The following is a 23,360-nucleotide window of genomic DNA, read 5'->3' as shown; positions in this document are numbered from 1 at the left end:
GTGACGCCTCACGCGTCGCACGCCTCTGAAAGAGCATGCTCATGCGCACCTCCACGTCGAGTTTCGACGCTTCCGATTACGACAAGCGCCGCCTCCGGCTCGCCCAACGCGACCGCCTGCAGCGCGACCAGGACTGGCAGCGACTGCTGCTGCTGCGTCCCTTCCTGTGAGATCCGCCCCTGCGCGATCCGCGGGCGGGTCGGCCACCGCACCGACCCGCCCCACCCCGACACCTCGACCTACCGAAGGACACCCCATGAACGACCTGCAGGGCGTCAGCTTCCGCCCGCTCACCATTCCGACGTCGATGGATGCCTCAGACGCCGACGAGTTCCGCGAGTTCACCCGCGTGCGAAACGCCGTGTACCGCGAGATCTCGGGGCGGGACGACGACGCACTTCCGCCCGAAGAGCTGCTGCCGCATTACCAGCCCGACCCCGAGGAGATCCGGCACATCTGGGTCGTGCTCGACGGCGACGAGATCATCGGCCGCGTCGGCCTCGACATTCCGCTCGAAGCCGACTCGCACGTCGCGTTCTGGTTCATCGAGCTGCTCGCCGCCCATCACGGTCGCGGTATCGGCACGGCCGCGTACGCGCTCATCGAGCAGACCACTCGTGAGCACGGGCGCACGGTGCTGCAGTCGTGGGCGCAGCATCCCGACGTTCCCGGGCCGCGGCTCGACGCGCCCACGGGGTTCGGGTCGATCCCCGAAGATCGGGTCGCCCGGTTCTATCTGCGCAACGGCTACACCCTCGAGCAGATCGAGCGCGAGAGCGCCCTCGATCTCGAGGCATCCGTCGCCGACGTCGCGAGACTGCTCGCCGATGCCGAGGCGGCTTCGTCTGGGTACCGCGTCGTGCAGTGGCAGGTGCCGACGCCGGCGGAGTATCTCGACGCGTACGCCTGGATGAAGTCGCGGATGTCGACCGACACCCCGATGGGCGAGCTCGAGTTCGACGAAGAGGTGTGGGATGCCGCGCGCGTCGAGCGCCACGAACGCCGCGTGCTCGACGGCGGCCGCACGATGCTCGTGACCGCAGCGCAGCACGCCGAGACGGGTGAGCTGGTCGCGTTCAACGAGCTGGTGATCGGCGCCGACCCGGCCGGGCCGAGTCAGCAGCAGGACACCCTCGTGCTGCGTGAGCATCGCGGGCACCGGCTCGGCATGCTCGTCAAGTGCGCCGGGCTCACGACCTGGCGCGCCGAGATCGCCCCGCACTCCCCCAAGGTGATCACCTACAACGCCGAAGAGAACCGTCCGATGCTCGACATCAACGAGGCGATCGGGTTCGTTCCCGTCGCCTACAACGGAGCGTGGAAGAGGGTGCTCGCGCCCGCAGAGGAAGAGGCGGAGTGACGGTCAGGATGCCTCCGCGCCAACCACGTGCGGGCGCGGCGGCCTCTGGCAGTGCGGGCAGAAGTGGCTCGAGCGGTTCATGAACGACGCGCGCACGATCGGGCGGCCGCACCGCGGGCACGGCTGACCGGTGCGCCCGTATGCGTTCAGCGAGTGCGCGAAGTAGCCCGCCTGGCCGTTGACGTTGACGTACTGGGCGTCGAAGCTCGTGCCGCCCTCGGCGAGGGCCTTCTCGAGCACGGTGCGCACTTCGGCGAGAAGCCGTGTCACGGCACGTGCCGACAGATCGGCCGAGGGGGTCTCGGGGTGCAGGCGCGCAGCCCACAGCGCCTCGTCGGCGTAGATGTTGCCGACGCCGCTGACGACGGTCTGATCGAGAAGCACGCGCTTGATCGCCGACCGCTTGGCGCGCACGGTGCGTAAGAATCGCGCGTCGGAGAACGCCGGATCGAGCGCGTCTCGGGCGATGTGCGCGACCTGTGACGGTGTCGCCGCGGCATCCGTTCCCCACCCCCCGGGCGCGCCGTCGGGCGTCGGCACCAGGTGGTCGAGGGCGAGCGAGCCGAACGTGCGCTGATCGGCGAAGACGACGGCGAGCTCGCCGTGGACGGGATGCTCGATGTCGAGCCGCACGCGCTCGTGCCGCTCGGGGGGCGCTCCCGCGGGGCGCAGCAGCAACTGTCCGCTCATGCCGAGGTGGCCGACGATCGCGTTGCCGAGCGACTCGGACTCGGACGCGCCCGCGTCGGACGCGCCGTCGGGCTCCACGCCTGCGACCGGGCGCTGCAGCGGCATCCAGAGGAACTTGCCGCGCCGTGCGGCCTCGGCGATCGTGCGTCCGCTGAGGGCGGCCTCGAACGAGACGGCGTCACCGGCATGCCGCGTGAGGGCCCGTTCGTCGACGACCGTCACCTGCGCGATCCGCGCGCCCACGACGGCGGGCGCGAGGCCCGCACGCACGACCTCTACCTCAGGTAGTTCAGGCATCGGGAAGTTCAGACATCGGGCAGTTCAGGCACGGTCGCTGAGCGCGTGCCACAGGGTGAGCGCCGCGGCCATCTCGGCCTGCTTCTTGCTCGAACCGGTGCCCTCGCGTGCCACGTCGCCGACGGCGACGGTCGCGGTGAACAGGCGGTGGTGGTCGGGGCCTTCGGCCTCGACGCTGTAGACCGGCACCGGCAGTCCGAGGCGCGCCGCGAGCTCTTGCAGGCTCGTCTTCGGGTCCATCGCGGCGCCGTACCGATCGGGGTCGGCCATGAGAGGCGCGACGAGGCGCAGCACGAGCGCCGTCGCAGCCGCGGCGCCGGCCGAGAGGAACGTCGCGCCGATGACCGCTTCCATCGTGTCGGCGAGGATCGAGTCTTTGTCGCGTCCGCCGGTCTGGTCTTCACCGCGACCGAGGCGGATGTGCTCGCCGAGCCCGATCGTGCGGGCCACCTCGGCGAGGGCGACGGTCGATACGACGCTGGCGCGCCGCTTGGCGAGCGAGCCTTCGTCGAGGTCGGGGTGCGTCTGGAACAGGTGCACCGTCACGGCCTGACCGAGAATCGAGTCGCCGAGGAACTCCAGGCGCTCGTTGTGCGGCGCCCCGCCGTTCTCATACGCGAACGAACGATGCGTCAGGGCAAGCGACAGAAGCTCGGGGTCGATGTCGACCCCGAGCTTGTCGGTGAGGCGCGGCGACTCGGAGAGTGCGCCGCGCACGATCTTCGCGTCCGTCACGAGGAGGCCGCGTCGATCAGATGTCTGCGACCTTGCGGCCCTTGTACTCGAGGAACAGCTCGGTGCCCTGCGAGTCGGTGACGACCTTCGCCTGGTGGGGGCGGCTGTAGACGACCTTGCCGTTCTCGACGGTCTTGACCAGCGGGGTGGGCTCGGCCTTCCACTGGGCGCGGCGCGAACGGGTGTTCGAGCGCGAGACCTTCCGCTTCGGGGGGTTACCTGCCATGACTAGCTCTTCTCTGTGTGTGAGGCGGCGGGGCGCACGGCCTCGTCGTCTGGGTCTGGGGTGTCGGCCTTCAGCGCGGCCAGCGCGTTCCAACGCTCGTCGATCGGGGTTTCCGGCTCGGCACCCTCAACCAGCTTCTCGCCCGTGGCCGGATCAAGGCCGGGGCAGTCCGGCTGGCATACCGGCTGGAACGGAAGCGACAGGACGATCGAATCCCTGACCAGAGTTTCAAGATCCACGTGGTCGTCTTGAACCTCGAAGTCGGCCGCTTCGTCTCCAGAATACCCGAAGAGTTCTTGAATCTCGACTTCGACCGGCTCGGCGACGTCGGTGAGGCACCGCCCGCACACGCCGGTGTAGCGCGTGGCGACGTCGGCGGTGACCAGGATGCCTTCGTGCACCGCTTCGAGTCGGACGCTCGCCTCGACCGGCTCGCCCTCGGCGACCGACACGAGACCCTCGCCCCACTTCTCCGGAGCGGGCGTGTCGATCTCGAACTCGCGCATCTCGCCCGAGCGGTGCAGGATGTCTCGCACCGGGAAGGAGAACGGACCGTTCACATGCTTTCTTGCCACCCGGCAATGGTAGCCGCCGCCGGCTGGGCGCGGGCCGTCAGCGCCCGCGCGACCCCGTGTCGAGGAAGCGCGCGACGGCCCCCGGCACGAACGGCGACACGTCGCCGCCGAGCGCCGCGACCTGCCGCACGAGCGAGCTCGACACGAGCGCGTGCGCCGGGTCGGGCAGGAGAAACACGGTCTCGATCGCGGCGAGGTGGCGGTTGACGATCGCCATCGGCGTCTCGTAGGCGACGTCGACCTGCGAACGGATGCCTTTGACGAGCACCCCGGCATCCACGTCCTCGGCATAGTCGACGAGCAGGCCCATGCTCCACGAGGCGACGATGACGTTGCCGTCGATCTGCTCCTCGGCGATGGACTGCTCGAGCAGGCTCAGGCGCTGCGCGATCGGCAGCATCGCCTCTTTGCCGGGGTTGTGCACGACGAGCACGTGCAGCTCGTCGTAGAGCGCCGCCGCGCGGCGGATGACGTCGAGGTGCCCCAGCGTCGGCGGGTCGAACGAACCCGGGACGACCGCGATGCGGTTGTTCATGGCATCCAGCCTATCGGTCAGTTCTTGGCCAACGCCGCGCGCTCCTGCTGGCCGAGCCGCCGCGTCAGCGCCGCGGCGAGGCCCGGGTGGCCGACGAGCGCGGGGTCTGCACCGAGCACGCGTTCGGCGCCCTCTCGGGCGACGGCGATGAGGTCGGCATCGGCGACGACCCGCAGCAGCCGCAGCGACGATCGCGCCCCCGACTGGGCGTCGCCGAGCACGTCGCCCTCGCCGCGCAGTTCGACGTCGACCTCGGCGAGCGCGAACCCGTCGGTGGTCGAGGCGACCGCGTCGACACGCGAGCGCGCCGGGGTGCCGGCCGGCGCCTCGGTCACGAGCAGACACAGCCCCGGCACCGACCCGCGCCCGACACGTCCGCGCAGCTGGTGCAGTTGCGACACGCCGAACCGGTCGGCCTCGAGGATCACCATCGTCGAGGCGTTCGGCACGTCGACGCCCACCTCGACGACCGTCGTCGCGACGAGCACATCGATCTCGCCGCGCGCGAAGGCCTGCATGACGGCATCCTTCTGCTCCCCCGGCATCTTGCCGTGCAGCGTCTCGACCCGCAGGCCCGCGTACGCGGGCATGGCGCCCAGCAGCTCACGCACCTGAACGACGCCCCAGCGGGTGCGCGGCTGCTCGCCCTCGAGCACCGGCGCGTCGCCGGCCGCATCTTTGTCGGCGGTCTTGCCGGTCTCCTCGGCGTCGATCGCCGCGCACACGACGAACGCCTGGCGCCCCGCCGCGACCTCTTCGGTGATGCGCTCCCAGACACGGCCGAACCAGCCCGGCTTCTCGGCGAGCGGGGCGACGAACGTCGAGATGCCGGCGCGCCCGGGCGGCAGCGTGCGGATCGTCGAGACGTCGAGGTCGCCGAACACGGTCATCGCGACGGTGCGCGGGATGGGCGTGGCGGTGAGCACGAGCACGTGCGGCGCCGTGCCCTTGGCGCGCAGGGTCTCGCGCTGCTCGACGCCGAACCGGTGCTGCTCGTCGACGACGACGAGGCCCAGGTCGGCGAACGTCGTCGACGCGCTCAGCAGGGCGTGGGTGCCGACGACGATGCGCGCCTGCCCCGACGCCGCACGGAGGGCCGCCTTGCGCCGCTCGGCCGCCGGCAGCTGACCGGTGAGCAGGGTCGGCATGAGCTCGGGAGCGAGGTCGGGCCCCAGCATGCGCGCGATCGAACGCACGTGCTGCGCCGCGAGCACCTCGGTCGGCGCGATGAGGGCGGACTGACCGCCCGATTGCGCGACCTGCAACATCGCACGCAGGGCCACGAGGGTCTTACCCGAACCGACCTCGCCCTGCACGAGGCGGTTCATCGGCCAGTCGCCCTCGAGGTCGCGCGCGATCACGTCTCCGACGTCGCGCTGATCGTCGGTGCGCTCGAACGGCAGGCGCGCGTCGAAACGCGCGAGCAGGTCGCCCGCCGGGCGCGCGGTCGCCGACATCGCCCGCACGAACTGACGCTGCTGCAGCAGTGCGGTCTGCAGCACGAAGGCCTCTTGCGCGCGGAGGGTCGCGCGGGCCGGCTCGACGTCGCCGAAGTCGTGCGGCGCGTGGATGAGGCGCAGCGCCGCGTCGGCGTCGAGCAGTCCGTTCTCGCGGCGGAAGCCCTCGGGCAGTGGATCGGCGATCGGGTCGAGGCGGTCGAGCACCTCTGCGACGGCTTTCTGCACCTGCCAGCTGGCCACGGTGCTCGTGGCCGGGTAGATCGGGATGGGCGTGTGCTGCGCGACCTCGGCGCTCAGACGGGCGGCGTCTTCGTCGTCGAACAGCGTGTAGTCGGGGTGGGCGAGCTGCTGGTTGCCCTTGAACTGACCGACCTTGCCCGAGAACATGCCCTGGCGCCCGACCGTCAGCTCGGCGGCGCGCCACTTCTGGTTGAAGAAGGTCAGCGTCAGGGCGCCCGCCCCGTCGCTGATGACGACTTCGACGATCGAGCCGCGCCGTTGCTTCATCGGGCGCTCGGCGACCGAGCGCACCTCGGCGACGATCGTCACCTGCTCCCCCAGCGGCAGCGAGGCGATCGGAGTCAGCTCGCCGCGCCGGGCGTAGCGCCGCGGGTAGTGCGTCAGCAGATCGCCGACCGTCTCGATCGCGAAGGCGCGCTGGAAGATCCCCGCGGTCTTCGCACCCAGCGCGTCGACGAGGCTCGTGTCGAGCGTGACGGAGGGCATGCCACGAGTCTAGAGAGATGCCCCGACAGGCACGGCCGGTCGCCGCGCGTGCCACAGGCGCCCGCACGCGCGCACGCCCGAAACGGCATATGCCCTTCCGTACAGTTGCCGCATGCTCCGCCGTCTCACCGCCCGCCTGTACTGGACGTTCAGCCGCTGGACGCTGCGCTCCGAAGCCGCCCCCACCCGCCCCACCGTGCTGATCGGCGCCCCGCACACCTCGAACTGGGACTTCGTGCTCATGCTCGCGATCGCCTGGCGCCTCGGCATCCCCGTGCGATGGCTCGGCAAGGCGAGCCTGTTCGCGGGCTGGCGCGGTCCGATCATGCGGGGCCTCGGCGGCATCGCGGTGCAGCGCGACGACGCCGCCCGCGTCGTCGACGAGGTCGTCGCCCGGGTGCACGCGGGCGAGGTGTTCGGTCTCGTCGTGACCCCCGACGGCACGCGCGGCGGCAACGAGTATTGGAAGAGCGGCTTCTACCGCATCGCCCGGGCGACCGGCATGCCGGTGACCCTCGGCTACGTCGACCGCACGACGATGACGACGGGGCTCGGCCCCACGATCGACCTCACCGGCGACGTCGCCGGCGACATGGACCGCATCCGCGCGTTCTACGCCGACAAGGCGGGCCTGCGCCCCGAACGCCGCACCGAACCACGCCTGCAGAACGAGAGCGCCGTCACCGCGTGAGGGATCGGTAGGGTGTGCTGGTGACGCGCATCATCGCCGGGGCCGCCGGCTCTCTCGCCCTCGCGGTGCCCGACGCCGGCACCCGCCCCACGAGCGATCGTGTGCGCGAGTCGCTGTTCGGGGCCCTCGAGTCGGCCGATGTCGTCGACGGCGCGCGCACCCTCGACCTGTACGCGGGGTCGGGTGCGCTCGGGCTCGAGGCGGTCAGCCGCGGCGCCGCGTCGGCCGATCTCGTCGAGAAGGCGCCGCGCGCGGCATCCGTCGTCGAGCGCAACGCACGCTCGGTCGGCCGCGCCGTGCCGGGTGCGGCGATCCGCGTGCACCGGGCGACGGTGGATGCCTTCTTGCGCGCCACCTCGTCGGTTTTCGACCTCGTGTTCGTCGACCCGCCCTACGACCTCGACGACGCCGCCCTCCACGAGACGCTCGCGCTGCTCGCCGAACGGCTCAGCCCCGACGCCGTCGTCGTGATCGAGCGAGCGACGCGCTCGGGCGAGCCGTCGCTGCCCGCAACGCTCGCGCACGAGCGGGCGAAGAAGTACGGCGACACGACGCTGTGGTGGGTGCGGCCGGCCTGAGCGGCGCTCACCGGGCGCGCGTCAGCCGCGCGCGGCGTCCCAGTCGCGGTGCGGGTCCCACCCGCCCGGACCGGTGGCGGGTGCACCCGCGACGGTGACCGCGCCCGAGGCATCCGTCTCGTCGTGCCCCTCGCGCGCGTGCACGCGGCCGATCGGGCGAAAACCGTCGGGGAGCGCCGCGCCGGGGGCGAAGCAGGCGAGCAGGGCGTGGTCTTCGCCCCCGCGCAGCGCGATCTCGTCGAGGGCCTCGTCGAGCGCCGGGTCGAGGTCGATGCGCACACCGGATGCCTCGGCCATGCGCCGCGCGTCGAGGAGCAGTCCGTCCGAGACATCCATCATCGCCGTCGCTCCCGCACGGGCGGCGACGGGGCCGAGCGCGATCGGCGGCGCGGGGCGCAGTTGCGCCCGCACATCGGCGCGCTCTTCGGCCGTGAGCGCGGAATCATCGACCGCCACGGGAACGCCGGCACCGTCACGGAACCGGTCGAACAGCACCGCGAGCCCCCGCGCGGCGGCCCCGAGCGCGCCCGCGACAGCGACCGTGTCGCCCGGCCGCGCCCCGGAGCGCAGCACGGGGCCGGAGCCGTCGAGCACGCCGAGCACCGTGACCGCGATCGTGAGGGTGTCAGAGGCCGTCAGGTCACCTCCTTCGACCGCGGAGCCGGGAGCGAGCTCGTCGCACGCGGCGCGCAGGCCTCGGGCCAGCTCCTCGACGAACGCGACGTCGGTGTCGTCGGGCAGCGCCAGCGCGACGAGCAGCGCCGTCGGTCGCGCCCCCATCGCGGCGATGTCGGCGAGGTTGACGGCCGCGGCCTTCCAGCCGAGGTCGAACCCGCTCGACCAGGCGAGGCGGAAGTCGGGGCCGTGCACGAGCGTGTCGGTCGAGACGACGACGCGCCCGTCGGGCACGGCGAGCACAGCGGCGTCATCGCCGGGGCCGACGAGGGCACGCGAGCTGCCCGCGAGTGCTGTGAAGATGCGCGCGAGCAGGGCGCGTTCGCCGAGGTCGCCGACGGTCTGGGCGCGCGGAGGGGTCATGCCTCCACGGTAGCCTGGAGGGGTGTTCCGCCCGCGCCTGTCCGCCCTCGTGCTCGTGGTCACGGCGGCCGTGAGTCTCACCGGATGCGCGGGCACCGTCTCGATGACCCCGGCCAAAGGCGCGAACGATCCGGCGTGCGCCGCGGTCACGGTGCGCCTGCCCTCGTCGGTCGACGGGCAGCAGCGTCGGTGGACGGATGCCCAGGCCACCGGCGCCTGGGCAGACGGAGACGGGCGCACGACCGTCCTCCTCACGTGCGGCCTCGACACGCCCCCGCCGTCGACGCTGCCGTGCGAGTCGGCGGGCGGAGTCGACTGGCTCATCGACGACGCCGAGGCGCCGAACTACCGCTTCACGACGTACGGGCGCACGCCGGCACTCGAGGTGTATCTCGACTACGACGAGGTCAGCGCCCGCACGGTGCTCGACGCGCTCGGCACCGCCGTGCAGCAGCTGCCTTCGAGCGGCGCCGCCTGCACCGAGCGCCCCGCGAGCTGAACGAGGCCCGCCTTCTGAGCGAGGCCCGATGCGCCGCTCAGCGCTCGCGCGCGAGGTCGATCAGTTCGGTGATCAGGTCGGGGTAGGTCATGCCCGACGCGATCCAGCAGGTCGGGAACATCGAGATCGGGGTGAACCCGGGCATCGTGTTCACCTCGTTCACGAAGAACTCGGTGCCGGTGTAGAAGAAGTCGACCCGCGAGAGCCCCTCGCCACCGACAGCCTCGAACGCGCGCGCGGCGATCCGCTGCATCTCGGCGAGCTCGCCCGGTGCGAGTGCCGCCGGGCATACCAGGTCGATACCCGGGGCGCCCAGGTACTTCGCGTCGAAGTCGTAGAACTCGCGGCCCGAGATGACGATCTCGCCGGCGACACTGACGCGCGGCGCGTCACCGCCGCGCCCGGCCAGCACGCCGCACTCGATCTCTCGGCCGGCGACCGCCTGCTCGACGAGCACGGTGCCGTCTTCGGCGAACGCGGTCTCGAGCGCGGCATCCAGCTCGCCCCACTCCGACACCTTCGACACGCCCACACTCGACCCCGCCCGCGCAGGCTTGACGAACACCGGCAGGCCGAGCGAGCGGATGCGCCGCTCCCACAGCTCACGGTCTCGGTCGAGCCCGCGACGGGTCACCGTCACCCACGGCACGACGGGGACGCCGGCCGATTTCAGGATGCTCTTGGTCGTGTGCTTGTCCATGCCGATCGCCGACATCAGAAGCCCCGCGCCGACGTACGGCAGGTCGAGCAGCTCGAGAAAGCCCTGCACCGTGCCGTCTTCTCCGAACCGACCGTGCAGGATCGGAAAGACCACGTCGACGTCGCCGAGCGAACGGATGCCCGTGGCATCCGCCACCTTCAGTTCGCTCGAGAGCGCCGAGTCGGGCCAGATGATGCGCGTGCCGTTGTCGACCACCTCGGGGAGGTGCTCGGGGTGCAGCGCGAACTTGTCGGGGTCGTCGTCTTCGAGCACGAATGCCCCGTCACGGGTGATCCCGATCGGGATGACGTCGAACCGGTCGCGATCAATCGCGTGCAGCACTCCCCCGGCCGTGGCGGAACTGATCGAGTGCTCGCTGGAGCGACCGCCGAAGAGCACCGCCACTACCGCCTTGTCCATGCTGGGTCCTCTCGCCCGTGGGCTTGTCGTCATCGGTCGTCAGGTGAGGGGCGATGTCGCGCGGGTTCATGGTGCCGTCGAGCACCATCTTCACCTGCTCGACGATCGGCATGTGCACGCCCGCCTCGCGCGCCAACTGCAGCACGGGTGCGACGGATGCCAGGCCCTCCGCGGTCTGGTTCATCTGCTTCACGACGTCGGCGTAGCTGTAGCCCTGACCGAGCAGGCGCCCCGCCGTGTTGTTGCGCGACAGCGGCGACTGGCACGTCGCGATGAGGTCGCCGAGACCGGCGAGCCCCTGCAGGGTCTCGGGCTGGGCGCCGTACGCGACGGCGAAGTCGGTCATCTCGACGAGCCCGCGCGTGATGATCGACGCCTTGGTGTTCTCGCCGTAACCCACGCCGTCGACGATGCCGATCGCGACGGCGATCAGGTTCTTCAGCACACCGCCGAACTCGGTGCCGATGACGTCGGTGTTCACGAAGGTGCGGAAGTAGCCGTTGCGGGCGCGGAGCGCCACAGCCTCGGCCGTCTCACGGCTCGGCGACGAGATCACGGCGGCGGTCGGCTGCTCGCGTGCGATCTCGAGGGCGAGGTTGGGGCCGGATGCCACGGCGATCCGCGCCGGGTCGCAGTGCAGCTCCTGCTCGATGACCTGGCTCATGCGCAGACCGGTGCGCTTCTCGACGCCCTTCATGAGCGACACGACGGGGGCCTCGCTGCGCGCGAGCAGCGGCCGGACGGCCTTGAGGTTCTGCCGGAGGGCCTGGCTCGAAATGGCGAGGTACACCTGCGACGCGCCGTCGAGAGCTTCGGACAGGTGGGTCGTCGCCGACATCGTGCGCGGCAGGTTGATGCCCGGGAGGTACTCGCTGTTGCGGTGCCCCTCCTGGATCTCCTGCGCGAGCTCGGCGCGCCGCGCCCACATCACGACGTGCGCGCCGCCGTCGGCGAGCACCTTGCCGAAGGTGGTGCCCCAGCTGCCCGCACCGATCACCGCGATCCGCGGCAGACCCGCCTCCACGCGGCGATCACTTCTCGGAGTCAAGGCGCCCCGTCTCGTTCTGGCCGTGCACGGCCGGGTTCCACCGCTCCGCGGGCGCGGGCTCACCGCGCAGGCCGCTCAGCAGCCCCGCGATGTCGGCCATGACGGCGTCGGTGGCCGCGACGAGGTTCGCGTTGCCGACGCCGCGCGAGCGGTAGGCATCCAGATCGACCGCCGGACCCACGCTCACCTGCACGCGCTTGCGCGGCGGAAAGAGGCTGAGCTTGCCGTAGCGCGGCAGGATCTTCTGCACACCCCAGGTCGCCATCGGGATGACGGGGATGTTCCCCTCGATCGCGAGGCGCACGGCGCCGGTCTTGCCGCGCATCGGCCAGAGGTCGGGATCGCGCGTGAGCGATCCCTCGGGGTAGACGATCACACCGCGACCGTGCTCGGCGAGCTCTTCGGCCTGTGCGATCGTCTGCTTCGCGGCCGAGGCCGACGACGACCGCGCCACCGGGATCATGCCCGTCGCGCGCAGCAGCGAGCCGAGCACCGGCACCCGGAAGAGGCTCTCTTTCGCCATGAACCGCGGGGCGCGACCCATCCGCCACGTGGCGACGGCGATGATCACCGGGTCGAACTCGCTGTAGTGGTTCGGGGCGAGCACGTACGGCCCCTCGATCGGCAGGTTCTCGGCGCCCGTGATCTCGATCTTCGCGATCAGACCGGTGACGGGCACCACGATCGCCGCGGCCGGCCAGAAGACGCTCGGGCGGGTCTTCTCGGGCGACGCGCGGCGGCGCGGGTGCGAAGACACGCGCGTCACTCCAGCACGTCGAAGTCGGCGCCGAGGGCGGTCAGCTTGTCGAGGAACTTCTCGTAGCCGCGGCGGATGATCTCGACGCCCCGCACCCGCGACTCGCCCTCTGCGGCGAGGGCGGCGATGACGTAGCTGTAGCCGCCGCGCAGGTCGGGCACCACCACGTCGGCGCCGTGCAGGGGCGTCGGACCGTTCACGACGGCGGCCTGCTCGAGCGCGCGACGGGCGACACGGCGGTCGGGGCTCGCGATGCCTTCGGGGTGCACGACGATGTCGGCGCCCATCTTGTTGAGGGCCTGCGTGAACCCGAGCCGGTTCTCGTACACCGTCTCGTGCACGGTCGAGGTTCCCTGCGCTTGCGTCAGCGCGACGATGAGCGGCTGCTGCCAGTCGGTCATGAAGCCGGGGTGCACGTCGGTCTCGACGACGACGGGCTTGACGTCTCCCCCGCGGCGGAAGCGGATGCCGTCTTCTCGGATGTCGAAGTCGCCGCCCGCCTTGCGGAAGACGTTCAAGAAGGTCAGCATCTCGGGCTGCTTCGCCCCGCCGACGAAGATGTCGCCGTCGGTCGCGAGGGCCGCGCACGCCCACGAGGCGGCCTCGTTGCGGTCGAAGATGCAGCGGTGGTCGTAGCCGCGCAGCGAGTCGACGCCCTCGATGAAGATCACCCGGTTCGGCTCGTACGAGATGATGGCGCCCATCTTCTGCAGCACGGCGATCAGGTCCATGATCTCGGGCTCGATGGCGGCGCCCCGAAGCTCGGTGGTGCCCTTCGCGCGCACCGCCGTGAGCAGCACCTGCTCGGTCGCCCCCACGCTCGGGTACGGCAGCGTGATGTCGGCGCCGTGCAGGCCGTTCGGTGCAGACAGCCGGATGCCACTGGGCAGCTTGTCGACCGTGGCGCCGAACGCCCGCAACGCGTCGAGGTGGAAGTCGATCGGACGGTCGCCGATGCGGCACCCGCCGAGGTCGGGGATAAACGCCTGGCCGAGCAGGTGCAGGAGCGGCCCGCAGAAGAGGATCGGGATGCGCGACGCACCCGCGTGCGCGTCGATCTCTTCCATGTGGGCAGACACCGCGCCCGACGGGTCGAGACGGAGCACGCCGTCACCGTCGTCGTCGATCGTCACGCCGTGCACCTCGAGCAGCGAACGCACGACCTGCACGTCGCTGATGTCGGGCACGTCGCGCAGCACGCTCTCAGTCTCACCGAGCAGGGCCGCGACCATCGCCTTGGTCGCGAGGTTCTTCGCTCCCTTGACCTCGACACGGCCGACCAGAGGCCGGCCTCCGCGGATCGCGAGCACCTGGCCCGTGCGGTCTGTTCCGCCGTCGCCGGGCTGAGATGCCGCCGCGGCGCTGAGGAGGGTGTTCATCGATCGGACCTCACTTGTGATTCGAGGGCGGGCCTGCTCTCCCCGGGTGCGGGGCGCCGGGCTCGGGCTAGCGGACGGGGAGCGTCCGCGGCCGCCACGCCTCTCGGCGCGCCTCGAACTGCGCGATCTTCTCTTCGTTGCGCAGGGTGAGCCCGATGTCGTCGAGCCCTTCGAGGAGCCGCCACCTAGTGTAATCGTCGATGTCGAACGAGACGCTGAGATCGCCCAGTCGGGCCGTTCTGGCCTCGAGGTCGACGGTCATCTCGGCGCCGGGATTCGCAGCGAGGGCCGCCCAGATCGCCTCGATGTCGGCCTCGGTGACGACGCCCGTGACGAGGCCCTGCTTGCCCGCGTTGCCGCGGAAGATGTCGGCGAACTTGGGGCTCAGCACCACCCGGAAGCCGTAGTCGCGCAACGCCCAGACGGCGTGCTCACGGCTCGAGCCGGTGCCGAAGTCGGGGCCCGCGACGAGAATGGATGCCCCGGCGTACGCCGACTGGTTGAGCACGAACGCGGGGTCTTGCCGCCAGTTCGCGAACAGCGCGTCTTCGAACCCCGTCTTGGTGACGCGCTTGAGGTACACCGCGGGGATGATCTGGTCGGTGTCGACCGCCGAACGCGTGAGCGGGGCGGCGACACCCGTGTGGGTCGTGAACTTCTCCATGATCAGGCCTCCGCCTTCTCGAACGCGGGCAGATCGCTTGGGCTCGCGAGCCGGCCGAGCACGGCGGTCGCGGCCGCCACGAGCGGCGAGACGAGGTGCGTGCGGCCGCCCTTGCCCTGTCGGCCCTCGAAGTTGCGGTTGCTCGTCGAGGCACACCGCTCCCCCGGCGCCAGCTGATCGGGGTTCATGCCGAGGCACATCGAGCAGCCCGCGAAACGCCACTCGGCGCCGAACTCGGTGAAGACCTTGTCGAGGCCCTCGGCCTCGGCCTCCAGCCGCACGCGCGCCGACCCGGGCACGACCATGACGCGCACGTGCTCGGCCTTCTGACGCCCCTCGATGACCGAGGCGAAGGCGCGCAGGTCTTCGATGCGACTGTTCGTGCACGAGCCCATGAACACGGCATCCACCTCGACGTCCTTCAGGGGTGTGCCGGCGGCGAGGTCCATGTACTCGAGCGCGCGCTCGGCGGCGGCGCGCTCGTTCGGGTCGGTGAACGAGGCCGGGTCGGGCACGACGTCGGAGAGCGACACGCCCTGCCCGGGGTTCGTGCCCCACGTGACGAACGGTTCGAGCTCCGTGGCATCCAAGAAGACTTCGGCGTCGTAGACGGCGCCCTCGTCGGAGGGCAGGGTGCGCCAATAGGCGACCGCGTCGTCCCAGTCCTGCCCGGTCGGGGCGTGCGGGCGGCCCTTGACGTAGTCGAACGTCGTCTCGTCGGGGGCGATCATGCCCGCGCGGGCGCCGGCCTCGATGGACATGTTGCACATCGTCATCCGGCCCTCCATCGAGAGCGAGCGGATCGCGCTGCCGCGGAACTCGAGCACGTAGCCCTGCCCGCCGTTCGCGCCGATCTTCGCGATGATCGCGAGGATGATGTCTTTCGCCGTGACGCCGGGGCGGAGCTCGCCCTCGACCGTGATCGCCATCGTCTTGAAGGGCTTCAGCGGCAGCGTCTGGGTCGCCATGACGTGTTCGACCTCGCTCGTGCCGATGCCGAACGCCATCGCGCCGAACGCGCCGTGCGTCGAGGTGTGCGAGTCGCCGCAGACGACGGTGATGCCGGGCATCGTCAGCCCCAGCTGCGGCCCCACGACGTGCACGATGCCCTGTTCTTTGTCGCCGAGCGAGTGCAGACGCACGCCGAACTCTTCGGCGTTCCGGCGCAGCGTCTCGATCTGGGTGCGACTGGTCAGGTCTGCGATCGGCTTGTCGATCTCGAGGGTCGGGGTGTTGTGGTCTTCGGTCGCGATCGTCAGATCGAGGCGGCGCAGGCCCCGCCCCTCGCCGCGCAGGCCGTCGAAGGCCTGCGGGCTCGTGACCTCGTGCACGAGGTGCAGGTCGATGTAGATGAGGTCGGGTTCGCCGTTCTCGCCTTTGACGACGAGGTGGTCGTCCCAGACCTTCTCGGCCAGGGTGCGCGGGCGATCGGGAATGGATGTGCTCATGTCGGTCTCGTTCTCCAGATGGGGGTGTGTGCCCGCGACGAACTCCGCGACGAGTGAGGGCTCAGAACGAGATCTCGTCGCGGCCGCTAAGGAGAAGGCGAGCGATCCGCACGGCGCCAGAATACCACCGGCGCCGATGCCCGACGGTCAGGGGCCGTCGACGGTCGGGGGCGTGCCCTTCTCTTGCGCCACGGCATCCGCCGCCTCGACCGGGGTCGCAGGCGTCGCGCCCGCCGGCGCCTCGCCCTGCTCCAGCCCTGCTCCACCCCTGTTCGAGCCCTGCCGAGGGGTGGCGACACGCGGTGCGGTAGCGCGGGCGCACCGCGTGTCGCGACCCCTCGACGAAGGTGCGGGGAGGGTCGGGGCGAGGCGGGCAGCGGGTCGACGGGTTATCCACAGGAGGGTGTTTCGAGAAACTGTCCACGGATGACGGTGTGCGCAGCCGCGGCGCGCGGCGCGCCCGCCAGGATCATGGGATGCCTGACGCGACGCCGCTCCCCGAGAGCCTTCGCCGACGCGCATTCGCCGTGGCCGATGCGCGGTCGCTGGGTGTTCCGCTGTCTCGCCTTCGCGCCCGTGATCTCCACACGCCCTTCCGCGGCGTGCGCACGCCACAGGTTCCGGCGACCTACGTCGAGCGCTGTCGCGCCTACGCCGCTGGGTGCAGCGACGGCATCGTGTTCTGCGGCCCGACGGCAGCGCGGCTGCTCGGCATCCCTCTGCCTGCGCGATTCGAGCGGGCAGAGGAGCTCCATGTGCTGCAGCGGTGGACCGACCGCGCGCCTCGCGGCCCGGGGATCGTCGGGCACAAGACGCGGCACGAGATCGATCTCGTGACGGTGGCGGGCCTCCGCTGCACGGCACCCGTACCGACCTGGTTCGCGCTCGGTGCGCTGCTCGCACACGACGATCTCGTGATCGCGGGCGACGCGATGGTGGGCGGAAAGCAACCCCTCATCGGCGTAGCCGACCTGCGAACCGCGGTGCAGAGCCATACCCGCGCGCGCGGCGCGGCGCGCATCAGAGAGGCCTTCGACGAGGTGAGGGCCGGGGCGTGGTCGCCGCGCGAGACGCAGGTGCGGCTCGCGCTGGTGCGCGCGGGCCTACCCGAGCCCGAGCTCAACGCGCCGATCGATGTGGCCGGGCGCCGCTATCACGGCGATCTGGTCTATCGCAGGCAGCGCCTGGTGCTGGAGTATGAGGGGCGCCAGCACTACACCGACGCGCGGCAGTGGTCGCACGACCTCGAGCGGTACAACGCTTTCGCCGAAGAGTCGTGGACCGTGCTGCGCATCGCGCACGAGCTGCCCCTGCCGACCCTCGTCGCACGCGTCCGCCGCATTCTCGCCCGCTGACCCGCGCCCACTCCGACCCGTCAGGGCACCGTCTTCAACCCGTTCTGAAGCTACCCCTGGGTGGGGTTCTCGTTGATCGCGAGGGGTCGCGACACGCGGCGCGGCAGCGGGCGGATGCCGCGTGTCGCGACCCCTCGCGAACGTTGGGGAGGGCGATGACGCTGGCCCTGGCCCTGGCGGCGGCGTCAGGGGCCGTCGACGGCCGGGGGCGTGCCCTTCTCTTGCGCCACGGCATCCGCCGCCTCGACCGGGGTCGCAGGGGTCTCGACCGAAGGTGCGGCGCGGCGTTCGCGGGCCGCGGCGATGAGGCTCGCGACCGTCGCGACGACCATCGAGACGACGATGACGGCGAGCGAGGTCCAGGTCGAGATCTCGGGGGCCCACTCGATGTGCTGGCCGCCGTTGATGAAGGGAAGCTCGTTGACGTGCATGGCGTGGAAGAAGAGCTTCACGCCGATGAACGCGAGGATGAACGCGATGCCGTAGTGCAGGTACTTCAGGCGGTCGAGCAGGTCGCCGAGCAGGAAGTACAGCTGGCGAAGTCCCATGAGGGCGAAGAGGTTGGCGGTGAACACGATGAACGGGTTCTGCGTGATGCCGAAGATCGCCGGGATCGAGTCGATCGCGAAGAGCAAGTCGGTCATACCGATCGCCACGAACACGATGATCATCGGGGTGAACATCTTCTTGCCGTTGACGACCGTGCGGATCTTCGCGCCGTCGTAGTGGTCGCTGATGTCGACGGTGCGGCGCAGCTGACGCACGAGGAAGGACTCCTTCTTCACCTCGTCGTCGTGGTCGGCGCCCGGGAACGCCTGGCGCCACGCCGTCCAGATGAGGAACGCGCCGAAGATGAAGAACACCCAGCTGAACTGCTCGATGATCGCGGCCCCGGCGAGGATGAAGAGCCCGCGCAGCACGAGCGCGATGATGATGCCCACCATCAGCACCTCTTGCTGGTAGCGCCGCGGCACCGCGAACTGGCTCATGATCAGCACGAAGACGAACAGGTTGTCGATCGAGAGGCTGTACTCGGTGAGCCAACCGGCGATGAATTGCCCCGCGTACTCGTGCCCGGCGAACACCCACAGCAGGCCCGCGAAGACGAGCGCGAGGCACACGTAGAAGACGACCCAGACGGTCGACTCCTTCGTCGACGGGATGTGCGGGCGCTTCAGGATCAGCAGCAGGTCGCCGACGAGGATGAGCACCAGGACGACGAGCGAGCCGACCTCGAACCAGACAGGAAGCTCCATGAGCGCCTTTCGAAAGGGTGACGAAACGTCGAAAGTCTCTCCCCCGCACCGGCGATGCCGGCGCGGCGCGTGCCCGGAGCCCCGACGACGGAGCCCGTACTGACGGACACGCGAGGCGGGATACTCCCTCTCGCTCGCACAAGGATACAGGTGCGCGGGCCTGTGCGCGGCCGTCGTCTGCACCCGATTCGATGCAGACCTGAGACGCATCCTTCCCGCCCGACACTGGCAGGGTGGGAGCAGAACGAGGAGACCATGACCCACCCCACGCCCCGCGAGGCCACCCGCAGCGACGCCGATCTCGTCGCGGCGGCCGGCGCCGGCGACGAGCAGGCGTTCCGCACGCTGTACCGCGCGTACGCGCGGCCGGTGTACTGGCTCGCCCACTCGCTCGTCGGAACGCAGGCGGACGCCGAGGATGTCACGCAGGAGACCTTCCTGGCCGCGTGGCGGAAGCTGCCCGCGCTCGAGCTCGCCGGGCAGTCGCTGCTGCCCTGGCTCGTGACGATCTGCCGCTTCCAGAGCGCCAACCGCATCCGCCGGCAGCAGCGCGACCGCGAGCACACCGCCGCGGCCGTCGATGAGACACTGCCGGCCACGGTCGACGTCGAGCAGCAAGTGGTCGACGCGGCGCAGGTCGAGCGGATCATCACCGAAGTGGGAACGCTCAGCGCGCTCGATCAGCAGATCTTCCGCCTGTGCGCCGCCGAGGGGTACGCCTATCACGCCGCCGCCGAGCGGCTCGGGGTCTCGCACGGGGTCGTTCGCAATCGTCTCTCCCGCATCCGTGCGCAGCTGCGCAGCTCTATCGAACCGGAGGGGACATGAACGCCGACGACCTCACACTGCCCGAACTCACCGATCAGCGGGTCGACGAGATCGAGACCGCGCTGTTCGCCCGTATCGCCGCCGAACGCCGCGACGAGCTCGCGACCGCGCGCCGCGACCGCACCCGCGCGGTGCGCCGCGGCCGGGTGTGGATGGGTGCGACCGCGGCAGCCTCGCTCGTCGCCGTCGCGGCGATCATCGCCCCTCAGCTCGGCGGCGGGACGGCCGGGTCGGCGACGATCGCGCAGCAGCCCGTCACGGCCCCGGAGAACTCGACGATCGAGCCGTTCTCCCTACAAGGCGGCGCGATGGATGCCGGGGGCGCGGCGGATTCCGCCGGCTCGCTCGACGGGTCGGTCGCGCGCGGAACGGCGGCGAGCGCAGGGGGTGCCGACGTCGCCGCGCGGGAGATCGTCGCGACGGCGAGCGCGACGGTGCGGGTCGACGACGCATCGACGGCCGCGGATGCCATCACCGCCGCGGCGGTCGCCGCTGGAGGGTACGTCGAGTCGCTGAGCCTCGGCGGGGGCGAGACCACGACGGCGCCGACGAGCGGCTCGGTGTCCGACGGCATGATGATCGACCCGCAGCCGACCGGCGCCTGGATCACGGTGCGCGTGCCGGCCGACCGGCTCGAGAGCGCCCTCGCGGGGCTCTCGAGCGTCGGCGAGGTCACCGCCTCGCAGGTCGACCGCCGTGACGTGACGACCGAGGCCGTCGACCTCCGCGCGCGGGTCGCGTCGCTCGAGGCATCCGTCGCCCGCCTCACCGCCCTCATGGCGCAGGCGACCTCGACGGGAGACCTGATCGCAGCCGAGTCGGCCCTCGCCGACCGGCAATCCCAGCTCGAGTCGCTGCGCCAGCAGCTCACCTGGATCGACAGCCAGGTCGACATGTCGACCCTCACGGTGACGCTCACCGAGCCCGCGCCGGCGGCGACCGCCGACCCCGCCGGCTTCGGCGACGGGCTGGCCGCCGGCTGGAACGGTCTCGTCGCGGCGCTCGGCGGTCTGATCGTCGGTGTCGGGTTCCTGCTCCCCTGGGTCGCCGCCGTCGCGGTCATCGCACTCGTCGTCTGGGCGATCCGCCGCGCCGTGGTGCGGGGCCGCGCGCGGCGCGCGGCGGCCGCGGCCGCGGTGGACGGGCAGGTTCCCGCCGGCGGCGGGGCGCGGTCGGAAGAGATCGACTGAGCAGGCGCCCGGGGCGCATTTCCCGGGCATCCGACGCGAAACGCCCGGTCCGATTCGGACCGGGCGTTTGCCGTGTGGTGACCCCAGCGGGATTCGAACCCGCGTTACCGCCGTGAGAGGGCGGCGTACTAGGCCGCTATACGATGGGGCCGCACGTGCGTTGTCTGGGGCTTTCGCCGATCAGGCAACCGTTCGATTATGCCATGCCTCCGGCGGCCTCGCCAAATCGGCGCGCGCGGCGCCGACGGGGCTTGCCCGCCCGCGCGGCGGAGCGTTGACTGGGCGCATGCGCATCACGAAGCACGAACACGCCTGCCTGCGCGTGGAGGTCGACGGCCAGACGCTCATCATCGATCCGGGCGGCTTCACGCTGCCGCTCGAAGACCTGCACGGGCTCACCGCCGTGGTCCTCACCCACGAGCACGCCGACCACTGGACGCCCGAGCATCTCGCGCGCCTGCGTCGGCACACGCCCGACCTCCCGGTCTATGCGCCTGAGGGCGTCGCGTCGGCGGGTGCCGACGTGATCGTCGTGAAGCCCGGCGACACGGTGACGGCGGGGCCCTTCACGATGAGCTTCCACGGCGGCCGGCACAACGTCATCCACGAGTCGATCCCCGTCGTCGACAATGTGGGCGTACTCGTCAACGACGCCTTCTACTACCCGGGCGATTCGTACGCGATCCCGAAGCACACCGACATCGAGCTGCTCGCTGCCCCCGTCGGGGCGCCGTGGCTGAAGATCGGCGACGCGATGGACTTCGTGCTCGCCGCCAAGCCGCGCCGCGCTTTCGCCACGCACGACATGACGCTCTCGCGCATCGGCCTCGACATGCACCGCTCGCGACTGAAGTGGGCGACCGAGCAGCACGGCGGCGAGTTCGTCGCCCTCGAGCCCGGCGAGTCGGTCGAACTCTGACGACACCGGTCGCAGCCGGGCGTCGAGACGTACGGGTGAGACGACGGATGCCGCGCACCCCCGCTCGGGGAGTGCGCGGCATCCGTGTGTTCTTCGACTCAGCCTTCGGCGTCGTGGTCGGTCTCGAGGAAGGTCACGAGGCTGTCGAGCGCCGCGTCGGCGCCCTCGCCCTCGGCCTTTAGGGTCACGACGGTGCCCTGCGTGGCGCCGAGGCCCATGAGGGTGAGGATGCTGCCCGCGTTCAGGTCGGGACCGCCTTCGACCGCGATGGTCACCGGCAAGCCGGTCTGCTGCACGGCCTGCACGAACAGCTTCGCGGGGCGGGCGTGCAGCCCCGAGCTGCTGGCGACGGTGGCCTGACGTTCTGCCATGGAATCCTCCTGAGTCGTGAGTGTCGTCTTCGAGACTAGGCGTTGGCGAGCGCCGACGGAACACCCTCCGCGCCGGAGGAAACCTCGTCGACGGGCCGCCGGTGGGCGAACCGCTTGAGCGCCACCACGGCGAACGCCGCGACGACCGTGCCCGCGGCGATGGCGACCAGCCACAGCCAGAAGTTGTCGATCGCGAAGAACACGAAGAGGCCGCCGTGCGGGGCCTTGCTCGTGACGGCGAACGCCATCGAGAGGGCACCGGTGACCGCGCCACCGAGCATCATCGCGGGGATCACCCGGAAGATGTCGGCCGCCGCGAACGGGATCGCACCCTCGGAGATGAACGCCGCGCCCAGCAGCCACGCCGCCTTGCCGTTCTCGCGCTCGGGCTCGGTGAACAGCTTGCGGTCGATGACGGTGGATGCCAGGGCCATCGCGAGCGGGGGCACCATGCCGGCCGCCATGACGGCCGCCATGATCTGCAGGTAGCGCTCGTCACCGGCGATGCCCGCGGCGAGGTTACCGGTCGCGAACGCGTAGGCCACCTTGTTGACCGGGCCGCCGAGGTCGAAGCACATCATGAGACCGAGGATGATGCCGAGGATGATCACGCCGGCGCCGGTGAGGCTCGACAGCCAGGTGTTGAGGGCCTGCGTGAGCCAGGCGATCGGGCCGCCGAGGACGAGCAGCATGAGCCCCGAGGCGAAGATCGAGCCGAGCAGCGGAATGATGACCACCGGCATGAGACCGCGCAGCCAGCGCGGCACGTCGAGGCTGTTCAGCCACCACGCGGCGAGACCGGCGAGCAGACCGCCGACGATACCGCCGAGGAAGCCCGCGCCCATGAACGAGGCGACCGCACCGGCCACGAATCCGGGGGCGATACCGGGACGGTCGGCGAGACCGTAGGCGATGTATCCGGCGAGGGCGGGCACGAGGAACCCGAACGAGAGCGCACCGATCTTGAACAGCACCGCACCGAGGTAGACGATCAGCGACGTGTCGCCGAGGTTCCACAGCGTCGAGGCGCCGAGGATCTTGTCGGCGTCGAACGCGATCGTGTAGCCGCCGAGGAGGAACCCGAGCGCGATCAGCAGACCACCGCCGGCGACGAACGGGATCATGTAGCTGACACCGGTCAGCAGCGACCGCTTGATCGCGCTGCCGACGCCGGCTCCGCCGCCTTCTGCACGTGCCGCCGCGGCGGTGTCGGCGTTGCCGCTCACGCGCGGGGCGAGGGGGTTGCCGACCGAGGCGACGGCCTCGTCGATGAGCGCGGCGGGCTGCTCGATACCCTTCTTGACGGGCACGCGCACGACCGGCTTGCCGGCGAAGCGCTGCTGGTCGCGCACATCGACGTCGACGGCGAAGATCACCGCGTCGGCGTCATCGATGACCGACTGGGGCAGCGGCTTGTAGCCCGACGAGCCCTGCGGCTCGACGACGAGGTCGACGCCCGCCTGCTGACCGGCCGCGGTGAGGGCGTCGGCGGCCATGAAGGTGTGCGCGATGCCGGTGGCGCAGGCCGTGACGGCGACGATGCGCGCGGGGCGACCGTCGACGACGAGGTCGGTGGATCCGGCGGGCACGGCGGGCACGGCGGCCGCCGCGGGCG

General features: G+C 71.0%; 25 protein-coding genes and 1 tRNA gene. 9 read left to right on the top strand and 17 right to left on the bottom strand.

The window, feature by feature from the left end:
- The first annotated feature begins 41 nt into the window (after positions 1-41).
- Complete coding sequence (locus G3N18_RS16330) at positions 42-170, top strand: hypothetical protein (protein WP_268932593.1); 129 nt, start codon at positions 42-44, stop codon at positions 168-170.
- An 86-nt stretch (positions 171-256) separates the two neighbouring features.
- Positions 257-1,360: a GNAT family N-acetyltransferase gene (locus G3N18_RS09170; protein WP_196383981.1), complete on the top strand. Its 1,104-nt coding sequence runs from the start codon at positions 257-259 to the stop codon at positions 1,358-1,360.
- A 3-nt stretch (positions 1,361-1,363) separates the two neighbouring features.
- Here the strand turns inward: G3N18_RS09170 and mutM are convergent, their stop codons facing one another.
- Genes mutM through G3N18_RS09140 form a run of 6 tightly spaced genes read right to left on the bottom strand, consistent with a single transcriptional unit; the run spans position 1,364 to position 6,604 of the window.
- Entirely contained in the window at positions 1,364-2,347 is a 984-nt protein-coding gene (gene mutM, locus G3N18_RS09165; RefSeq protein ID WP_196383980.1) for a bifunctional DNA-formamidopyrimidine glycosylase/DNA-(apurinic or apyrimidinic site) lyase, read from the bottom strand.
- 24 nt (positions 2,348-2,371) lie between these two features.
- Positions 2,372-3,082, bottom strand: a complete 711-nt coding sequence (gene rnc, locus G3N18_RS09160) for a ribonuclease III (RefSeq protein ID WP_314853850.1) — start codon at positions 3,080-3,082, stop codon at positions 2,372-2,374.
- A gap of 16 nt (positions 3,083-3,098) precedes the next feature.
- The gene (gene rpmF / locus G3N18_RS09155; protein WP_196323994.1) at positions 3,099-3,308 is read right to left on the bottom strand and encodes a 50S ribosomal protein L32; all 210 of its coding nucleotides are present in this window, start codon (positions 3,306-3,308) and stop codon (positions 3,099-3,101) included.
- Positions 3,309-3,310: 2 nt separating this feature from the next.
- Positions 3,311-3,868 carry a YceD family protein gene (locus G3N18_RS09150; protein ID WP_196383994.1) on the bottom strand — a complete coding sequence of 186 codons (558 nt, stop codon included), beginning with the start codon at positions 3,866-3,868 and terminating at the stop codon, positions 3,311-3,313.
- Between the two features lie 52 nt (positions 3,869-3,920).
- Entirely contained in the window at positions 3,921-4,418 is a 498-nt protein-coding gene (gene coaD, locus G3N18_RS09145) for a pantetheine-phosphate adenylyltransferase (RefSeq protein WP_141380517.1), read from the bottom strand.
- Positions 4,419-4,435: 17 nt separating this feature from the next.
- Positions 4,436-6,604 (bottom strand): ATP-dependent DNA helicase RecG, encoded by a 2,169-nt coding sequence (locus G3N18_RS09140; RefSeq protein ID WP_196383979.1) that lies wholly within the window; start codon positions 6,602-6,604, stop codon positions 4,436-4,438.
- A gap of 112 nt (positions 6,605-6,716) precedes the next feature.
- Here G3N18_RS09140 and G3N18_RS09135 point away from each other — a divergent pair, with 112 nt between their 5' ends.
- Together G3N18_RS09135 and rsmD are read left to right on the top strand one after the other, a co-directional pair.
- A complete protein-coding gene (locus tag G3N18_RS09135; protein WP_196383978.1) occupies positions 6,717-7,295 on the top strand; it encodes a 1-acyl-sn-glycerol-3-phosphate acyltransferase in 579 nt (192 codons plus the stop codon).
- A gap of 20 nt (positions 7,296-7,315) precedes the next feature.
- A complete protein-coding gene (gene rsmD, locus G3N18_RS09130) occupies positions 7,316-7,873 on the top strand; it encodes a 16S rRNA (guanine(966)-N(2))-methyltransferase RsmD (protein ID WP_196383977.1) in 558 nt (185 codons plus the stop codon).
- A gap of 21 nt (positions 7,874-7,894) precedes the next feature.
- On the opposite strand, the gene thiL is transcribed toward rsmD, so the two are convergent.
- Complete coding sequence (gene thiL, locus G3N18_RS09125; RefSeq protein WP_196383976.1) at positions 7,895-8,911, bottom strand: thiamine-phosphate kinase; 1,017 nt, start codon at positions 8,909-8,911, stop codon at positions 7,895-7,897.
- A 22-nt stretch (positions 8,912-8,933) separates the two neighbouring features.
- Here thiL and G3N18_RS09120 point away from each other — a divergent pair, with 22 nt between their 5' ends.
- The gene (locus G3N18_RS09120; RefSeq protein WP_196383975.1) at positions 8,934-9,410 is read left to right on the top strand and encodes a DUF3515 family protein; all 477 of its coding nucleotides are present in this window, start codon (positions 8,934-8,936) and stop codon (positions 9,408-9,410) included.
- Positions 9,411-9,447: 37 nt separating this feature from the next.
- Here the strand turns inward: G3N18_RS09120 and G3N18_RS09115 are convergent, their stop codons facing one another.
- From G3N18_RS09115 to leuC, 6 genes are all read right to left on the bottom strand, one after another.
- Positions 9,448-10,530, bottom strand: a complete 1,083-nt coding sequence (locus tag G3N18_RS09115) for a D-alanine--D-alanine ligase family protein (RefSeq protein WP_196383974.1) — start codon at positions 10,528-10,530, stop codon at positions 9,448-9,450.
- On the bottom strand, positions 10,436-11,554 hold the full coding sequence (locus G3N18_RS09110; RefSeq protein ID WP_338038440.1) for an NAD(P)H-dependent glycerol-3-phosphate dehydrogenase: 1,119 nt from the start codon (positions 11,552-11,554) through the stop codon (positions 10,436-10,438). Before G3N18_RS09110 ends, G3N18_RS09115 begins: the two co-directional genes overlap by 95 nt.
- A gap of 7 nt (positions 11,555-11,561) precedes the next feature.
- Positions 11,562-12,344, bottom strand: a complete 783-nt coding sequence (locus G3N18_RS09105) for a lysophospholipid acyltransferase family protein (RefSeq protein WP_196383973.1) — start codon at positions 12,342-12,344, stop codon at positions 11,562-11,564.
- On the bottom strand, positions 12,341-13,714 hold the full coding sequence (gene murA, locus G3N18_RS09100; protein ID WP_196383972.1) for a UDP-N-acetylglucosamine 1-carboxyvinyltransferase: 1,374 nt from the start codon (positions 13,712-13,714) through the stop codon (positions 12,341-12,343). The genes G3N18_RS09105 and murA overlap by 4 nt, the downstream gene beginning before the upstream one ends.
- Positions 13,715-13,781: 67 nt before the next feature.
- The gene (gene leuD, locus G3N18_RS09095) at positions 13,782-14,378 is read right to left on the bottom strand and encodes a 3-isopropylmalate dehydratase small subunit (RefSeq protein WP_196383971.1); all 597 of its coding nucleotides are present in this window, start codon (positions 14,376-14,378) and stop codon (positions 13,782-13,784) included.
- 2 nt (positions 14,379-14,380) lie between these two features.
- Positions 14,381-15,826: a 3-isopropylmalate dehydratase large subunit gene (gene leuC / locus G3N18_RS09090; RefSeq protein ID WP_196383970.1), complete on the bottom strand. Its 1,446-nt coding sequence runs from the start codon at positions 15,824-15,826 to the stop codon at positions 14,381-14,383.
- A gap of 476 nt (positions 15,827-16,302) precedes the next feature.
- Here leuC and G3N18_RS09085 point away from each other — a divergent pair, with 476 nt between their 5' ends.
- The gene (locus tag G3N18_RS09085; RefSeq protein WP_196383969.1) at positions 16,303-17,181 is read left to right on the top strand and encodes a hypothetical protein; all 879 of its coding nucleotides are present in this window, start codon (positions 16,303-16,305) and stop codon (positions 17,179-17,181) included.
- A gap of 185 nt (positions 17,182-17,366) precedes the next feature.
- Here G3N18_RS09085 and G3N18_RS09080 read toward each other — a convergent pair whose 3' ends face one another.
- Positions 17,367-18,437, bottom strand: coding sequence for a TerC family protein (locus G3N18_RS09080; protein ID WP_196383968.1), 1,071 nt, complete (start codon positions 18,435-18,437; stop codon positions 17,367-17,369).
- 255 nt (positions 18,438-18,692) lie between these two features.
- Between G3N18_RS09080 and G3N18_RS09075 the strand changes: the two genes are divergently transcribed.
- Positions 18,693-19,265, top strand: a complete 573-nt coding sequence (locus G3N18_RS09075; RefSeq protein ID WP_196383967.1) for an RNA polymerase sigma factor — start codon at positions 18,693-18,695, stop codon at positions 19,263-19,265.
- A complete protein-coding gene (locus G3N18_RS09070; protein WP_196383966.1) occupies positions 19,262-20,455 on the top strand; it encodes a DUF4349 domain-containing protein in 1,194 nt (397 codons plus the stop codon). Before G3N18_RS09075 ends, G3N18_RS09070 begins: the two co-directional genes overlap by 4 nt.
- Positions 20,456-20,530: 75 nt before the next feature.
- Here G3N18_RS09070 and G3N18_RS09065 read toward each other — a convergent pair.
- A tRNA-Glu gene (locus G3N18_RS09065) sits at positions 20,531-20,606 on the bottom strand.
- 135 nt (positions 20,607-20,741) lie between these two features.
- Here G3N18_RS09065 and G3N18_RS09060 point away from each other — a divergent pair.
- Positions 20,742-21,374 carry an MBL fold metallo-hydrolase gene (locus G3N18_RS09060; protein ID WP_196383965.1) on the top strand — a complete coding sequence of 211 codons (633 nt, stop codon included), beginning with the start codon at positions 20,742-20,744 and terminating at the stop codon, positions 21,372-21,374.
- Positions 21,375-21,472: 98 nt separating this feature from the next.
- On the opposite strand, the gene G3N18_RS09055 is transcribed toward G3N18_RS09060, so the two are convergent.
- The gene (locus G3N18_RS09055; protein WP_196383964.1) at positions 21,473-21,745 is read right to left on the bottom strand and encodes an HPr family phosphocarrier protein; all 273 of its coding nucleotides are present in this window, start codon (positions 21,743-21,745) and stop codon (positions 21,473-21,475) included.
- 35 nt (positions 21,746-21,780) lie between these two features.
- The coding region (locus tag G3N18_RS09050) for a PTS fructose transporter subunit IIC (protein ID WP_196383963.1) at positions 21,781-23,360 on the bottom strand (1,580 nt) is incomplete at its 5' end.

The organism is Microbacterium paulum (assembly GCF_015707995.1).
Taxonomy (GTDB): Bacteria; Actinomycetota; Actinomycetes; order Actinomycetales; family Microbacteriaceae; genus Microbacterium; species Microbacterium paulum.
This window is presented reverse-complemented; position numbering and strand designations above follow the sequence as displayed.

Bases quoted from the DNA above. Each gene is read 5' to 3' on its own strand.
- G3N18_RS16330 (WP_268932593.1), top strand. From the start codon at position 42: ATGCGCACCTCCACGTCGAGTTTCGACGCTTCCGATTACGACAAGCGC.
- G3N18_RS09170 (WP_196383981.1), top strand. From the start codon at position 257: ATGAACGACCTGCAGGGCGTCAGCTTCCGCCCGCTCACCATTCCGACG.
- mutM (WP_196383980.1), bottom strand. From the start codon at position 2,347: ATGCCTGAACTACCTGAGGTAGAGGTCGTGCGTGCGGGCCTCGCGCCC.
- rpmF (WP_196323994.1), bottom strand. From the start codon at position 3,308: ATGGCAGGTAACCCCCCGAAGCGGAAGGTCTCGCGCTCGAACACCCGT.
- coaD (WP_141380517.1), bottom strand. From the start codon at position 4,418: ATGAACAACCGCATCGCGGTCGTCCCGGGTTCGTTCGACCCGCCGACG.
- G3N18_RS09140 (WP_196383979.1), bottom strand. From the start codon at position 6,604: ATGCCCTCCGTCACGCTCGACACGAGCCTCGTCGACGCGCTGGGTGCG.
- G3N18_RS09135 (WP_196383978.1), top strand. From the start codon at position 6,717: ATGCTCCGCCGTCTCACCGCCCGCCTGTACTGGACGTTCAGCCGCTGG.
- thiL (WP_196383976.1), bottom strand. From the start codon at position 8,911: ATGACCCCTCCGCGCGCCCAGACCGTCGGCGACCTCGGCGAACGCGCC.
- G3N18_RS09115 (WP_196383974.1), bottom strand. From the start codon at position 10,530: ATGGACAAGGCGGTAGTGGCGGTGCTCTTCGGCGGTCGCTCCAGCGAG.
- murA (WP_196383972.1), bottom strand. From the start codon at position 13,714: ATGAACACCCTCCTCAGCGCCGCGGCGGCATCTCAGCCCGGCGACGGC.
- leuD (WP_196383971.1), bottom strand. From the start codon at position 14,378: ATGGAGAAGTTCACGACCCACACGGGTGTCGCCGCCCCGCTCACGCGT.
- leuC (WP_196383970.1), bottom strand. From the start codon at position 15,826: ATGAGCACATCCATTCCCGATCGCCCGCGCACCCTGGCCGAGAAGGTC.
- G3N18_RS09085 (WP_196383969.1), top strand. From the start codon at position 16,303: ATGCCTGACGCGACGCCGCTCCCCGAGAGCCTTCGCCGACGCGCATTC.
- G3N18_RS09080 (WP_196383968.1), bottom strand. From the start codon at position 18,437: ATGGAGCTTCCTGTCTGGTTCGAGGTCGGCTCGCTCGTCGTCCTGGTG.
- G3N18_RS09075 (WP_196383967.1), top strand. From the start codon at position 18,693: ATGACCCACCCCACGCCCCGCGAGGCCACCCGCAGCGACGCCGATCTC.
- G3N18_RS09070 (WP_196383966.1), top strand. From the start codon at position 19,262: ATGAACGCCGACGACCTCACACTGCCCGAACTCACCGATCAGCGGGTC.
- G3N18_RS09060 (WP_196383965.1), top strand. From the start codon at position 20,742: ATGCGCATCACGAAGCACGAACACGCCTGCCTGCGCGTGGAGGTCGAC.
- G3N18_RS09055 (WP_196383964.1), bottom strand. From the start codon at position 21,745: ATGGCAGAACGTCAGGCCACCGTCGCCAGCAGCTCGGGGCTGCACGCC.